Raw genomic sequence first — 14,100 nt, forward strand, 5'->3', positions numbered from 1 at the left:
GTTTACTTAACTTCACATAAGGCCATCACAAGCTAAGGCTAGCAAGCCAAATAACAGCTAAGCTAAAAGCACCTGTCGCTAAATACCTAGAGGCCTGCTATTGAAGCTTATTAAGATACTTGCCATTTTATTGGGGCTTATTGCTTATCCAACATTAGCAAACCAACACGCAACAAACATTCAAATAGTAATGCAACCAGCGGTAAGCCAAGCCGATAAAGAAAGCCGTGCGCTTATAAAACGCAGTAATGTAAACCAGCACTTTAGCCAGTTAGTCGCTCAACTGTTCAACTTTAGACGAGCAGTAACTTTAGAATATGGCATTAATGATGGCCCACTGTACGACCCAGACGCTCATGGTATTTACATTCCTTATGCCTTTGTTGCAGAGACCTTAGAGTTTTTCGCCAATAACAATTACCAAAAACGCTATGGCATAAGCGCAGAAGATGCGGCCATAGACACTCTATTGCACACCCTGTTACATGAGTTAGGCCACGCTTACATTACCGACCAGCAAATACCAATCCTTGGCAAAGAAGAAGATGCGGCAGACAATTTAGCCACCATTGTATTACTCAACTACGTTGAACTGGGTGACGAAGTAGCAATTAGTGCCGCCGACATGTTTGCGTTTGAATCTGAAGATAAACCCAATTTTTACGAGTTAAGTGAATATATAAATGAACACAGTTTTGATTTACAACGCTATTTTTCAACCCTGTGTTTAGTGTATGGCTCTAACCCTAAACGCTACCCAAAACTGCTAAACGAGATTGACACCAGCTATTTGGCAGAGCGCCAAGAGTTTTGCATTCACCAGTACCAGCAAACTAACCAAAGCTGGCACACTTACTTAAAACAACCTTAAGCCTGGTTAATCAGCTTAGTGCTAAGCACCGCTTCTAATTGGCTAAAACCATTAACCAAATCACCTAAGTGCTCTTTGCCAATGGCACTCGCTATATGTTGATCTAATTCAGCCAACAACAACCTCGCATCGGCCATTAACAACTCACCTTGATGAGTAAACAAAATTTGCTTTTGTTTACCTACTCCCTCTCGCTGTTCCAAGTACCCTTTGTTACTTAGATCTTTTACTGTTTTAGCCACCATCTGGCGACTCACACCTAAATTTCTCGCGATTTCCGAACCAAAATTAATCCCGCAATCTAACGCACTTAAAAAACTTAAGGTGGCAGGGCTAATCGAACTATAGCCCTTGTTAGAGAGAGCCTTAGATAAGTAATTACCTGCTAAATCTTGAATTTTGCTAGTTGCCATAACCAGCTGTAAAGCGTGGCTATCAACCATCGCAACGCCCTTTAGTGTCAACCTTGTTGACATAATTACTCCTAGTCACTACGCTTATGTCAACCAAGTATACATAAGGAGCAACTATGAAACATCTCTATCTGTTTTTGGCTATAGCAGGAGCCATTGTGCCCTATGTGTTTTTTATTGAGTTTATTACGGCGCATGGCGTTAACTTAGGGCTATTTATTCCTGCCCTTTTTGCCAATGGTGCTGCAGGTGGCTTTAGTGCTGATTTACTGATTAGCTCACTGGTGTTTTGGTTGTTCATGTTTAGCGATAAGCAAGCAGACCGTCCAAAGCCGTACTGGTTTATTGTGATCAACTTATCCATAGGTCTAAGCTGTGCATTACCAGCGTATTTGTACTTTAAAATAAGAAATCAACAAACCACTGCAACTGTTCAGGGTATCGCTTAGCCAGAAAAGGGTTAATCGATTAAAAATAGCTCTAGCATTTGCTGGAGCTATTAATACAGCTAACAAGCTACTACAAATGGCAACGTGAATGCCATAAGCTAGTAACTCTCTCCAAATACAATGTCTTGCTGAGTGTCCAACCATAGAGGATGTTTAAACATCGCTTTAGAAAAAAGACGACTTTGCAAATGCAGGTTTAACCAAGCTTGTATATGGGTATATGGGCCATTTAGGTAAAGCTGTCGGTTAACCTTAGAAAACTGTCGAATAAACGGCAGTAAAGCATAATCAAGAAGGCTGGGTTTATCGCCTATTAGAAACCTGTGTTTAGTTAAACGTTGCTCCAAGTCTTGCACAAAAGTCTCACACTTTAGCCTGCAAGCTTCTACGTCTTGATGATGGTAGCGTTTTGCGTCTTTATAGCGCTCTAAATCCGGCTTAAATTGCTGATCGTTATGCTCAATAATTTGCAGCATTTCATCTAGCGCATCGCCTCGCGCTGAATACAATAAATCATTAGGGTCGTTACGCCTTAGCGCCCACAGCATAATATCTAGGCTCTCATCAATCACCTGATATTGAGTTGCTTCAGCTATAGGGGTATCAGCTAAAACCAATACCGGTACCGTTCCTTTTGGCGACAAGGCTAGCATTTCTTCAGGCTTATTTTTCATCACTATTGGCCGCAAATGCACAGCTTGCCCAGCTAGCAAAATAGCCAATCGAGCCCTCATCGCATAAGGACAGTTTTGCAGAGAGTACAATATAGGTAATGTAGACACGCTAGCGGATTAACTCCCTGACTGTATGAAACTTATAAGGTCCCCATTTTATGGCGTTTGGCAATGTCTTTAAACAGATCTAACATTCCTTGGTTAAACAAAAAATCATCACTCATCTTAAAGCTTTGGCATAAGTCCATATCAGGGTGATCGCAGCGACTACAATTATCTAAACTGTAACCGGGAATATCTCTACCTATAGAGTTAATGAGCCTGGATATCCCTAACTCCTCGTCACCACAATGCCCGTAATGATGAAAACCTTCACTGGTTTGCGGCTTGGTTGGGTCTCCAGCGTTAAAAAAGCGCGGTAGGTTTTCTACAAACCATGCGGCTGCACCAATGGGGAACTCGTATTGGTTAATGTGCCTAATCGGTTTACCGCTAAATCGATTAATGGTGTCTTTTGAACGGTAAAAAATCAGCATAGTGCCATCAAAATAAAGCTGCCAGTCATAAATTGTATCTTTAAACCTAACATCACTGATTTCAGCAACTTTTTTCCGAGCGCTAGGTAAATTCTCGGGCTGGTATACAGGCCATTCTGGCTGGCGAGGCACTGGTACAAAAGTAGATGCATCAAAGACAGGGGGGTTGTTGGTCATGCTATGAATTAACAAGTGCCTCTACTGCCTGTTTAGCAGTAACTTCGTCTACCCAAGTTTCTGGTCTCACACCGTTAAACACGGCATTCTTAAATACTTTAAACAGATTCTTAGCTCTAGGTATGTCATCAATGGTATTCCCTCTAAAGCTTTTAACTTCAGTGTAACCAGGAAATCTAGGTAAGTGGCTTTGGAATGGCAATTCTTGCTTACCGCTATCGATGTCTAACTTGAGTGCTTCTAATTCAGCAAGAAACTTTGTTTCATCTTTCGTCAGTGCACGGTGAGACTTTTTAAGACAAATAATCAGCTGCCCAATCACGGTTGAAATATGTGGGTAATAGTCTGGTTTAATTAATAGATGCCCTTTTTTCAGAACGTTGATGAGCTGCACTAACGGAAGTTCAATTTCTTTAAATATAGAATTTATGTCGTCAGGATTACTAGCACGAAAGCTTAAGGTTCCATCTGTATAAATATAGCGAAGGGTACTTAATTGCTCTGCAGGTAGGGGTAAACTAAAGTTAGGATCCTTTAGTTTATCCAATACCCAAAGTAACTGCGCTTGCAAACGTCCTTCTGGGCTTGCATCAACCACCGCATATTCTCTAAACCTGTCAAGCAAATAGTTAGAAATTGAGATAACGTCATTTTTTTGTTCTGGTGAAATAGTCACAATTAGATCCAAGTTTATTTAGATTTTATTAAAGTTGTAGGGTCTGCGGCAATCTGAGTGCCGCCACCTGGCATAATTTTACCTAGCAAGCCAGTGTCATACTTATTGGCTTCAGAATACTGAATAAGCTCCGTTGCTTTACCAATTGTAGATTCAACAATGCTCTGGTCTTTAGTCACCATAACTTCTTCAATAGTATTTGCTCGGTTAAAGCATGGCAATGCCATACTGTTTTTCACTCCTTCATGGTCCCAGTTAGTTCCATCATAGTGCTTCGACTTCATTTGTTGTAAACCAGCTTCATCCATCCAATAAGCAGAGGTTTTTAAGTCTTTCTCAAAGCCCTTAGTATTAAAGCCATAGAGCTTATCACCTGCTCTTATTTCTTTAATTCGGAAATTATCGCCGGAACTAAGCACTTCCTCGATTTTATCTTCTGGCCAACCTTGTTTTTCTAACAGGTTAGCTGCATTAGCATCTGCATCCGATAAGTTATCTAAGTCGACTTGTCTCACAGTCTTAAAGTTTTTCGCCTCAACTTGGCTTGACTCAATATTGTGATACTTAGTTGAATCAGGTGGAGCTACGACGCTTTTTTGTTTCCCCGCATCAGTAGGCACCTCTGCCCCAGCTGGCTTAGCAATTTTCTGTTCTACCATACTGCCAGTGCGGCCCGATTTAGTCTTAAACTGAGCTTTCTTTTTGAGCTGCTTAGCGAGTGTTTTGAACAAGCCGCCTAGTTTATCTAAATGGCGTACCTTGTTAGCCGCCACAGCGGCGGTACCGGCGCCTCCAGTAAGTGCCACCAAAGTTGCACCTAGCACAATATCAAATATGGCTGCGCCGCCCATTTCGGTAAGTTCGGTATGATGTTGTGCGTCGGCAAAGTCTTTTACAAACTGCAGTAAGGCCGTTTGAGTTTCGTCGTCATCGCTAATAAAGCTGGCGATTTCGTAAGCTTCGGTGAGGTTTTCTTTGGTAATAGAGGCGGGGTCAAACCCTAGTGCTTTTACATAAGCTTGGTGTTGGCTACTGCTCCAATTACTGGCAAAACTCTTTGCCCACCCTTTATCGTCATCTACTTTGTAGGCATCCCATCCAGCGTTAAGGGCTCTCTTAAGTTGCCCTTGCATAGAGCCAAGTTCTATAAGGTCATAGGAAAATTCAGCTGCGTCACCAAGCGCACCACCAATCCCGGTTAACAAAGAGCCAATGCTCGACGCGCCCTTCTGAAGAGCATTTAACTCACCATACTCGGCTGCAATTTTAGCTCCCTCTACTCTCTCCGCCGCAATAATGCTGCTAAGCACTCCGGCAATCTCTGCTCTGGTTGCGGCAATAGCGGCATCATTGGGTTGCTCGCCAAACTCAACATCAACGTTATTTGGTTTAAGGTTTGGTAAGTTAGCTTGGCCACTGGCATCTAGCTGTCCTTGCAATACTGTGCCATCCGCTAAGGTCGCTTTGTAAGGTAAGTTTGCAGCAGGAGAGCCATCTGGTAGTGCACAATAAAGATCTAAAGCTTCACGAATATCTTCTGAAGACTGACCACCATGCCCTAAAGATTCTTTTGCAGCGACAACACGCGAAATAACTTTTTCCGGCACACTTGCTACAGGAATTCCACCTTCTGCATCTGTTGGTGGCAACGGCGCAAAGTTTTCGCCCTTAAATACACTTACCTCTCCGCTCATTATGCTGCGGCTTAACCAGCTGAGTTTATCTTGGCGAGATTTGTGGTGTGCTAAGTAGTCATTAGAAACTTGCTGATAAAGCCTATCAATATCAAATTGCTGGCCCCATGAAACGCTATGGTTTTGTAACAAGGCATCAATGTTGTACTTCTCAATACTATTTTGAACTTGCTCTGCAGATACGTCATGAGTATTAGCTTGTGCAGACAAGAAGAAGTAAGACTGGCCAAATGGATCTACTAGCAGTGTTTGGTTGAACTTAGATTGCTCGATAGGATTAGCGTTTGCTTGCATACTTGCCTCGCTCTACGCCGCCTTGGTTTGCTGCCTTAAACATGCGGTTCCTTGCCTGTTTTAGTTGCTAGGTATTAACTTTAAAATCAATAAAGTGGCGATGCTATCAGGCTAATGAGGGATGAGTCAATATTGAGAGGGCGTACAGCATACTTAGCGCGTAATAAATCATCAACCAGCGCACGTATTGGCGCGTGAAGCTAAGCGAACTGAATGCTCAAAAACAACGGAAGCAGTGCCTTTTAGCAAGGTAACACCATACTAAGTAACACTGATAGAAACACTGCTAGTAAAATACCAGCAGTGCTTGTTAGAGGATTACAAACCTTGGCTGTATTGGGCGTTTGTTGCCACTGTAACCATACTGCTAAGTAGTTGCTGTGCTTGTTCATCCCCTTGCAGAAATGCTTCAAACTGAGTGACCAACACCGTTTTATCTAACTCGGCTTTAGAGCCCGCTCCTATGTTGGTTAGGTCGATAAAAAACTCGTCAAACTGGCCTGCTAGATCATTCACAATATCAAAGTTCAAGAATTGCTCGTGGTTGTAAATGCTTGGGTAACCGCCCTTTTGTTTGTCTACCGCAAACGACACACCTTTCACATTAGTAATAGTGGTGGCCTTAGTACACTTAAGCATGCAGCCATCTTCAATCGCAGGCTTATTACAGCCTACAGTTTGTTGGAAGAAACACTGGCGGCTAGTCATCATCAAAATAGGGTGATAAATGCTGTAGAGCAATTTGAAGTTATCGGGCTTGGTAATATTTCGAATTTGCATGCGATTAATTTCGTTAGAAATAAACGCACCAGCACAATTAAGCTCTTCTTTTAAAGTGACTAAAGCGTGTGAATTGGTGGTATTTAAGAATGGTCCGGCTATCCACTCAATGCCCATTTGGTAAGCCTTAAAAGCCACACCGGTATTGTTACTTACAATACGTGCTGGGCGAACTTCTTCCAGTAAACGCACCGCTTCTAGATAATCTTTACCAATTAACACCGCTGGGAACCATGGGATTAATCGCGGATTACGCAAGAAAATATCAATGTACTTATTATTGCCAGTTTTAAAGCTTTCTGGCAGCTTAAAATAAACATCTGATTCGGTTAAATCACATAGGTGTAAGTCTTTTTCATCTGCAACAAGCAGCGACATGCTTGGCCGACCTTCTTTGCGAGGATGCCTAGGCAAGGCTGGCACCTCTACCGCTGGCACATGAGGCACAGAATTGTTTAAGGCCAATATAGCTTGGTTTTTCAGCTCACTAATTTGCTTAAGCGGCAAACTTAAGTTGGCTGCTAAATCTGAGCAATCAAACTCAGCGTAATCGTAATCTCGGTTAGCGAAGTTTTTAAAACGCTTCTCAAGCAGGGCTTGGTCTAAAGATTGTTTACCGGCTTGGCTAAGCAACTCTTCAGTCGCCAATTGATACACTTTATCGTTATCACCAACAGTGAGAATTAAACGCAAGGGTTGATTTAACTCACCAGAAAACTGAACCTTTAAAGGCTGCTTGGCAATGCTCAAGTACTTAACTTTTTCGGCTAGCTCATCACCAATTTGGTTGCGCTCTGCGTGCAGCCCTTTTCTGGCTTCTTTAATTTCTACCACTGATATAGCGTTATATTTTTGCACCGCATGCTGCACACTGTTATCACGCGGGTTATCGATAAACATATCCTTGGTAAGGTTGCCCTTCAAAAAGGAGTTGGTGAAATCTCGGTTAAATACTCGGTATAGGTTTGAATCGTCGGCTAGAATTTTTCCGGTCTCAACAAACTTATCGATATGTTTACGCCAGCTATCTACCACGGTGTAAACATAGTGAGCACCTTTAATGCGGCCCTCAATTTTAAGTGAGTCTACTTGTGCATCCACCAGCTCTGGCAAATCAAAATAAGCAGAATTGTCTTTAAGGTTAAGTGGGAAACGATTACCAGCGTTGGTGATTTCGTATTCGTCTCTGCATGCTTGGCTACAACGGCCGCGATTACCTGAGTTACCCACACTTACCGAGCTTGAATAACACTGACCAGAAAAGGCGATACACAACGAGCCATGTACAAACACCTCGGTCAATACATCATGTTTATGTGCTAAAGCCGTTAGCGTTTGTATCTCAGCTAAATTTAACTCGCGTGACAGATTAAGCCTAGAAGCGCCAAGCTTCGCCAAAAACTCTACCTGCCCTTCGTTGTGGGTAGTTAGCTGGGTAGAAGCGTGAATATCTAAGCTAGGGAAATGCTTCTTAACTAAGTTAAACATGCCCAAGTCTTGCACAATAATCCCATTAAGGCTGGTATTTACCAGTTTGTTAAGCAACTTAACCATGGCAGGAATTTCTTGTTCAAGAATAACCACGTTTAGGGTTAGAAACACTTCACAATCATACTTATGCGCCAAGCGTAAAATGCCATTCAAATCATCAAAAGAAAGGTTTGAGGCACGGTTACGGGCATTAAAGGTATCTAAACCACAATACACCGCATTGGCACCAGCAATTACCGCCGCCTTTATGGCTTCTACATCACCACCGGGGGCAAGTAATTCAATCTTTCTAGTCATTGTTTAAACTCACTTTACTTAGGCTAACCGCCTTATTTTTGCTGGGCGCGATTTTAACGGCAACAGAACACTATTGCTACAGTTAACTAACCTCATCTAGCAGTACTTTCTAAAATAGGCCAACTTGGCAAGTGGCAGCTAAACAACTGCTAGAAACAGCAACTGCTAGTTTGCTGTTTCCCCCGACAAATTTGTAATAACAACCTAAACTATAATTAGACCCCACAGCATAGAGTGGGCGCTAAGTAGCAAATGACCGATTGCTCGAACAATCAGGACTAAAGCTTATGGCTAATACCAACTCACTCCCTAGCAAAAAATCCACGGGCACCTGGCAAGTAGTGGTGGCAGTTATCATCTTTGTCACCAGCCTGATAGCTGCGTTCTACTGGGGCTACAAAGACATTCACTTTTTGGTAGTGAATCCCGAGTTATCAGATAAAGGCAGTGACATTTTCCTAAAATACCTATTTATTGTGGTTGCGGTAGAGCGAGCCGCTGCAGTATTTGTAAGTAACTACCGAAATCGAAAAGTAGCCGATTGGACCTTAAGAATATCCAGAATTAAAGAAACCCTATCCGATGAAAGCCAACACTTAAACGTGCTAAAAATGGTGTTTGAACGAGAGATCCAAGTCGCGCAAAAAGTGTTAGATAAACAAATGGTTGATTTGCTTATCCCACCAGAAGACACCGCCGATGAATACCGAGCCGCGCTACTATGCATTAAACACAGCTATGAGTTTTCGCTGGCTAGGCATCAATCAACCTGCAACCGAGACGTAACCTTTTTTGTGTTTATCTCGGGTATTGTACTGGCTTCACTAGGGCTTAGCATTCTTAGTGATGTAATGATGAACCTAACTGAAATATCCGGCTTACACGGCCACCTAATACGAATTGCCGACGTACTCATTACCGGCGGTCTTTTGGGAGGTGGCAGCGCCGGACTTAACTTTGCGTCTACTCGATTTGCTGAGCTGATGAAAAAGAATTGATGAAGAAGCGCTGATTAATGGTCGCAACAATTGCTTTCTTTCTCGCTTACATGGCCTTTTTAAAAGCAACTGAACTATTGTTTTTGGTATGACTAACAATTAGTGAGCTAAACACTGTTAATAGCCAGCGCTTTACCGTATGTTGAAGAAAACGGCTACGCAGCGAGATGATTAGTGAAAAAATATAAACATGAAGCTCAGTTACTAAAAAAAGCCTTACAAATTGGTGAGGTATACGCACTGCAACGCGGTTTTGCCAAGTTTCCACCTGGCATATCAGAGAAAGACAAAGTAGAAGCGCTATACATGCTGTTAGCCGAAGACAAACGACTAACACCACTGCCTAAAGACAAAACTACTGGCCCGGAAATGCGCCACAAACTGGTACTGTGGTTAGCTAACCAACTGCCTAAAGACCACGAACTTTTAGACGGTTAGTACAAAAGTGATCCACAAAAAAGCAGCACTTAGTGCTGCTTTTTAATTATCCACGGTTAGCTATCCCTTGCTTAAAACATCCACATTCAGCGCCCCATCACTATTACATTTTTATCTTATAATCATCGATTTAGATATATAAGGTTAAGTACCTAAGAAGTCTTATGAAAAGAAAGTGTCCTAGCTGCAATGAAAAGTCAGTCTCAGTTTTACCGCTGATGCTTTGGGCTACTCGCTGTAAGTCATGTGGAACTAAACTAGCAATTAACCAATTCTTAAGTTTTCTGTTCTACCTAATCATTACTCCGTTATATGTAATTGGAGTCTTTAGCTTCTTCGAACATTTAAATTACTGGGCAGGCGTTTTGGTGGTATTTTCGTATTGTACTTGCATCATAAGCTTCGAATTTTTTGGTCCAATGGTGGTAAGAGAACGAGGAAATCGTTGATCAAGCACTTACTTACCAATACTAAAGGTCGCGCTACAAATTAGGCTAAGACGTAAGATTTTTTGGTCATTATCGTTTCATCAAGGAAGAAAAATGAACATTAGAAAGTTTGGTATTGTTATCGTTCTAGCAGCCTGTAGTAAAGGTTTTGCCACCGAAGATCTGAAGCTAACTAAAGAACAGTTTCAAGGGGCTTGGCAATGTGAGTCAGTGTTACCAGTGTCGAAGTTAGATTCAGTAACGATATATGGACCAGACGGCAGTTTCACTGGGTTTGCTAACTCGGTTACCATTTCAGCTGTGGATGCAAGCAGCCTTGAGTTCGACCTATATGTCAGCGGTTCTTGGATATTAGATGGCCATAGTTTGTTGACTGATATTGGCTATGTTGATGTTTTACCCAAAAATGCCACGTCTGATAAACACCTTAACAATGTCAAAAAATCACTCAATAACTCATCAATGAAACACTCAGAACAAGAGGTTATCTTCTTGAATGACACAACTATAGAAATGAAGAATAAAAACGGGACGGTTCAAACATGCGTCAAAGCGGTTTCAGCAGCAAAAATTTAGCTTAAAGCTAACCAATATCTCACACAAGTAACTAGCCTAATCTAATAGCTCTTTCTAGTAGTTATCAACTATTACCTTCACTCTACTATCAGCCCTGTTCTTTCACCCAATGCTCTGCAATTTGCTCTCTGGTGGCATACCAAACACCTTCAAACTGCTGGGTATATTGAATAAAACGCTGCAAAGCAGCAAACCTTGCTGGACGGCCTATTATGCGGCAGTGCAAGCCAATGCTAAGCATTTTGGGCGTAGTTTCACCTTCAAAATACAACACATCAAAAGCATCTTTTAAATATTGGTAAAACTGCTCGCCGCTGTTAAAACCCTGTGGAGTAGCAAAGCGCATATCATTGGTGTCTAGGGTATAGGGCACCATTAACAAGGGTTTACTGTAGTTGTTGTCCCAATAAGGTAAGTCGTCGGCGTAGCTATCAGCGCAATAGAGAATATCGTCACGCTCGGCAATTAACTTTAAGGTATGTGGACTGGTGCGGCCGGTATACCAGCCTTTAGGTTTGCTGCCAGTGGTTTGTTGATGAATCGTTATGGCTTGCTCTAAATGTTCACGCTCTTGCTGCTCGCTAAAATCTTGATAGTGAATCCACCTTAAACCATGGCTGGCAATTTCCCAGTTGGCATCTAACATAGCTTTTACCGCTTCTGGATTGCGCTGCAGGGCCATCGCAACGGCAAACACGGTTACTGGGATCCCTTGGCTCACAAACAAACGATGCAAGCGCCAAAAACCCGCTCGGCTACCATATTCGTATATTGACTCCATACTCATATGGCGATCAGGATATGCCTCTGCTCCAACAATTTCCGATAAAAACTTCTCGGAATGACTATCACCATGTAATACACAGTTTTCGCCCCCCTCTTCATAATTAACCACAAATTGCAGGGCAACTTTGGCTTTGTTTGGCCAGTTGGCTTTAGGCGGGTTTTGGCCGTAGCCGACTAGATCTCGAGGGTAGTTATTGTTGCTCATAGTTTTCCTTAGTTCACCAGTTGAATAGCTAGTTGGTGATGCTGCAATTTTAGTTGTTCTAGCTGGGCGCGGGTTTCATCGGCGTCTTCAATAATCCACTTACCCGCTACCATTAGTTTGCTCACTTGGCTTGCACCACATAAAATCAAAGCGGCTAATGGGTCGTGAGCACCCGAAAAATTAAGTCCATCTAGCTTATACAAACCAATGTCTGCCTGCTTACCTGGCGCCAAAACGCCAATATCATCGCGCCCCAATACCGCCGCGCTGCCTTGTGTTGCCCAATTAAGCACTTGCTGGTGAGTGATTTGATCGGCGCGATAACGCAAGCGCTGCTGCATTAATGAATGGCGTAACTCTTGAATAATATTAGAGCTGTCGTTAGAAGCTGAGCCATCTACCGCGATGCCTAGCTTACAACCGGCTTTGGCTAAGTCTAAAGTTGGGCAAATGCCCGATGCCAATACCATGTTAGACGTTGGGCAGTGTGCTATTCCAACTTGTGCAGCACCTAAACGCTGAATTTCAGCTTGGTCAAAGTGAATGCCATGCGCTAACCACGTTTGTGGCCCTAGCCACCCGCAATGCTCCAAATAGTCTACCGGTCGCATGCCTAGCGTTCTCAAGCAAAAGTCGTTTTCATCAATGGTTTCACCAAGGTGAGTATGCAGTCGTACACCTTGCTCTTTGGCTAAAGTAGCGGTGTCGCACATTAGCGATTTGGTCACCGAAAAAGGTGAGCATGGCGCAAGCGCCAAGTTAAGCATGCTGCCTTCTTCTGCACAGTGATAGCGCTTAATTAAACGCAGGCTATCATCAAGAATTTGCTGCTCGGTTTGCACCACAGAGTCTGGCGGCAAGCCGCCGTCTTTTTGTGACAAACTCATACTGCCGCGGGTTAAGGTTGCCCGCACTCCCAAGCGCCCTACTACCTCGGCTTGAATATCTATCGCCTCGCTTAAGGCATGATTAAATACATAGTGATGATCGGCCACCGTTGTCGCGCCGCTCAACATTAGCTCCCAACAAGCAATCTCTGTAGCAACCTCGATGTGCTTAGCAGTAAGGCCAGCCCAAACAGGGTAAAGCGTTTGTAACCAAGGAAATAACGGCTGATTAATTGCAGCCGGCAAGCAGCGCGTAAGGGTTTGATAAAAGTGGTGATGAGTATTAATTAAGCCAGGCAGCAACACCGTATCACTGGCGTCGAGCTGTTGGTTTACTGCAGCAGCAGGCTGCTGCCCTGCTGCAATACATTCAATTATTTGGCTTCCTTGAATCACAATGCCACCACGCAAATCGCGCTCAGCATCGGGGCCGCTGATAGCTCCGCTAAATACGGCTAAAGGATTTTTAATCCAAGTTGTTTGGCTTGCTGGTAGAGCTGAACTAGTTTGAGCTTGATTAGAGAGTGGCGACATGACTTAGTGCTTGTCCTGTTAGCATAGTAGCTAAAGCATAAGCAAAAATCTGACCAAGCACTCAGCTTTTTGCTTTAGCTTTTTAAGCCAATCCCGCGAATAACTATATCAATCACGTTTTGCTCGGCTTTGACAAACTCTTCTGCACTTAAGGTTTTACCGTTAATCATTCTAATTTCGGTATCAAAGTCGGCGTAAAATTGAGTAGCTCCCCAAATCAAAAACAACAGGTATAAAGGTTCTATAGCTGCAATTTTGCCTTGGTCGACCCAAGCTTGAATCAAGCTACATTTGTTTTTAGTCCAATCTACAACAGGAAATTGTAAGTTTCCCTTTAGGTTAGGAGCACCTTGGATAATTTCCATAGCAAAGATCCGAGAGCTTTTGGGGTGGCTACGGCTGTAACGCATTTTAGAGCGAATATAAGCACTAATTGCTTGCTCAGGGTCGTCGTTAGCGGTGGTGTTTTCAAAGGCATCGTTCCACATATCTACAATATCTTCGAGCAAGGTTTTGTATAGGCCTTGTTTAGATTTGAAGTAATACAGAATGTTAGCCTTGGGCAACTCGGCTCTGTCGGCAATGGCTTGTAAGGAGGTGCCTTGGTAACCGTGTTTTACAAATTCATTGGTTGCCGCTTTAAGAATAAGCCGTTCATTCTTTTTTCTAATTGCGCCACTTTGACCTGCCGTAGCTTTAGCCATGCTAACCCACTCTCCCTGTTGAACTTTAATGCCGAAACTTTATACCAAAGTATTATTAATGATTAATTTATAAATCACTAGCACTAAGTTTGCTTTACTAAAAATAGCGATAAACGCACCATAACGCGCCAAAACTTGCCATACTTCGCACCATCAAAGCACAACAAAAAA

At 42.8% G+C, this 14,100-nt stretch carries 14 protein-coding genes; 5 read left to right on the forward strand and 9 right to left on the reverse strand.

Going from position 1 to position 14,100, the window contains the following annotated elements; translation table 11 throughout:
- The first annotated feature begins 100 nt into the window (after positions 1 to 100).
- Entirely contained in the window at positions 101 to 871 is a 771-nt protein-coding gene (locus OAG1_RS13040; protein WP_249483640.1) for a DUF4344 domain-containing metallopeptidase, read from the forward strand.
- Here OAG1_RS13040 and OAG1_RS13045 read toward each other — a convergent pair.
- Positions 868 to 1,347 carry an HTH domain-containing protein gene (locus tag OAG1_RS13045; RefSeq protein WP_338621592.1) on the reverse strand — a complete coding sequence of 160 codons (480 nt, stop codon included), beginning with the start codon at positions 1,345 to 1,347 and terminating at the stop codon, positions 868 to 870. The two genes, OAG1_RS13040 and OAG1_RS13045, sit on opposite strands and share 4 nt — an antisense overlap.
- 53 nt (positions 1,348 to 1,400) lie before the next feature.
- Between OAG1_RS13045 and OAG1_RS13050 the strand changes: the two genes are divergently transcribed.
- Positions 1,401 to 1,733 carry a DUF2834 domain-containing protein gene (locus OAG1_RS13050; RefSeq protein WP_338621593.1) on the forward strand — a complete coding sequence of 111 codons (333 nt, stop codon included), beginning with the start codon at positions 1,401 to 1,403 and terminating at the stop codon, positions 1,731 to 1,733.
- 98 nt (positions 1,734 to 1,831) lie between these two features.
- Here OAG1_RS13050 and OAG1_RS13055 read toward each other — a convergent pair whose 3' ends face one another.
- The 5 genes from OAG1_RS13055 to OAG1_RS13075 all read right to left on the reverse strand — a co-directional run bounded on the left by OAG1_RS13055 (position 1,832) and on the right by OAG1_RS13075 (position 8,352).
- Entirely contained in the window at positions 1,832 to 2,515 is a 684-nt protein-coding gene (locus tag OAG1_RS13055; RefSeq protein ID WP_338621594.1) for a glutathione S-transferase, read from the reverse strand.
- A 32-nt stretch (positions 2,516 to 2,547) separates the two neighbouring features.
- Entirely contained in the window at positions 2,548 to 3,135 is a 588-nt protein-coding gene (locus OAG1_RS13060; RefSeq protein WP_338621595.1) for a hypothetical protein, read from the reverse strand.
- The gene (locus OAG1_RS13065) at positions 3,122 to 3,796 is read right to left on the reverse strand and encodes a hypothetical protein (RefSeq protein ID WP_338621596.1); all 675 of its coding nucleotides are present in this window, start codon (positions 3,794 to 3,796) and stop codon (positions 3,122 to 3,124) included. Before OAG1_RS13065 ends, OAG1_RS13060 begins: the two co-directional genes overlap by 14 nt.
- Before the next feature lie 14 nt (positions 3,797 to 3,810).
- Complete coding sequence (locus tag OAG1_RS13070) at positions 3,811 to 5,784, reverse strand: hypothetical protein (protein WP_338621597.1); 1,974 nt, start codon at positions 5,782 to 5,784, stop codon at positions 3,811 to 3,813.
- A 318-nt stretch (positions 5,785 to 6,102) separates the two neighbouring features.
- Positions 6,103 to 8,352 (reverse strand): peptidase U32 family protein, encoded by a 2,250-nt coding sequence (locus OAG1_RS13075; RefSeq protein ID WP_338621598.1) that lies wholly within the window; start codon positions 8,350 to 8,352, stop codon positions 6,103 to 6,105.
- Positions 8,353 to 8,639: 287 nt separating this feature from the next.
- Between OAG1_RS13075 and OAG1_RS13080 the strand changes: the two genes are divergently transcribed.
- The 3 genes from OAG1_RS13080 to OAG1_RS13090 all read left to right on the forward strand — a co-directional run bounded on the left by OAG1_RS13080 (position 8,640) and on the right by OAG1_RS13090 (position 10,813).
- Entirely contained in the window at positions 8,640 to 9,350 is a 711-nt protein-coding gene (locus OAG1_RS13080) for a hypothetical protein (RefSeq protein WP_338621599.1), read from the forward strand.
- 174 nt (positions 9,351 to 9,524) lie between these two features.
- Positions 9,525 to 9,788 (forward strand): DUF5062 family protein, encoded by a 264-nt coding sequence (locus OAG1_RS13085; RefSeq protein ID WP_163132895.1) that lies wholly within the window; start codon positions 9,525 to 9,527, stop codon positions 9,786 to 9,788.
- A gap of 542 nt (positions 9,789 to 10,330) precedes the next feature.
- On the forward strand, positions 10,331 to 10,813 hold the full coding sequence (locus OAG1_RS13090) for a hypothetical protein (RefSeq protein ID WP_338621600.1): 483 nt from the start codon (positions 10,331 to 10,333) through the stop codon (positions 10,811 to 10,813).
- Between the two features lie 88 nt (positions 10,814 to 10,901).
- Here the strand turns inward: OAG1_RS13090 and puuE are convergent, their stop codons facing one another.
- From puuE to OAG1_RS13105, 3 genes are all read right to left on the reverse strand, one after another.
- A complete protein-coding gene (gene puuE, locus OAG1_RS13095) occupies positions 10,902 to 11,804 on the reverse strand; it encodes an allantoinase PuuE (protein WP_338621601.1) in 903 nt (300 codons plus the stop codon).
- An 8-nt stretch (positions 11,805 to 11,812) separates the two neighbouring features.
- Positions 11,813 to 13,225: an 8-oxoguanine deaminase gene (locus tag OAG1_RS13100; RefSeq protein ID WP_338621602.1), complete on the reverse strand. Its 1,413-nt coding sequence runs from the start codon at positions 13,223 to 13,225 to the stop codon at positions 11,813 to 11,815.
- A 74-nt stretch (positions 13,226 to 13,299) separates the two neighbouring features.
- A complete protein-coding gene (locus tag OAG1_RS13105; protein WP_338621603.1) occupies positions 13,300 to 13,929 on the reverse strand; it encodes a TetR/AcrR family transcriptional regulator in 630 nt (209 codons plus the stop codon).
- Positions 13,930 to 14,100 lie beyond the last annotated feature (171 nt).

This window comes from Agarivorans sp. OAG1, from assembly GCF_037076485.1.
GTDB classification, from domain to species: Bacteria; Pseudomonadota; Gammaproteobacteria; order Enterobacterales; family Celerinatantimonadaceae; genus Agarivorans; species Agarivorans albus.

Excerpts from the sequence above, each read along its gene's own strand:
- OAG1_RS13045 (WP_338621592.1), bottom strand. The coding sequence starts at position 1,347 with ATGTCAACAAGGTTGACACTAAAGGGCGTTGCGATGGTTGATAGCCAC.
- OAG1_RS13050 (WP_338621593.1), top strand. The coding sequence starts at position 1,401 with ATGAAACATCTCTATCTGTTTTTGGCTATAGCAGGAGCCATTGTGCCC.
- OAG1_RS13070 (WP_338621597.1), bottom strand. The coding sequence starts at position 5,784 with ATGCAAGCAAACGCTAATCCTATCGAGCAATCTAAGTTCAACCAAACA.
- OAG1_RS13075 (WP_338621598.1), bottom strand. The coding sequence starts at position 8,352 with ATGACTAGAAAGATTGAATTACTTGCCCCCGGTGGTGATGTAGAAGCC.
- OAG1_RS13080 (WP_338621599.1), top strand. The coding sequence starts at position 8,640 with ATGGCTAATACCAACTCACTCCCTAGCAAAAAATCCACGGGCACCTGG.
- OAG1_RS13090 (WP_338621600.1), top strand. The coding sequence starts at position 10,331 with ATGAACATTAGAAAGTTTGGTATTGTTATCGTTCTAGCAGCCTGTAGT.
- puuE (WP_338621601.1), bottom strand. The coding sequence starts at position 11,804 with ATGAGCAACAATAACTACCCTCGAGATCTAGTCGGCTACGGCCAAAAC.
- OAG1_RS13100 (WP_338621602.1), bottom strand. The coding sequence starts at position 13,225 with ATGTCGCCACTCTCTAATCAAGCTCAAACTAGTTCAGCTCTACCAGCA.
- OAG1_RS13105 (WP_338621603.1), bottom strand. The coding sequence starts at position 13,929 with ATGGCTAAAGCTACGGCAGGTCAAAGTGGCGCAATTAGAAAAAAGAAT.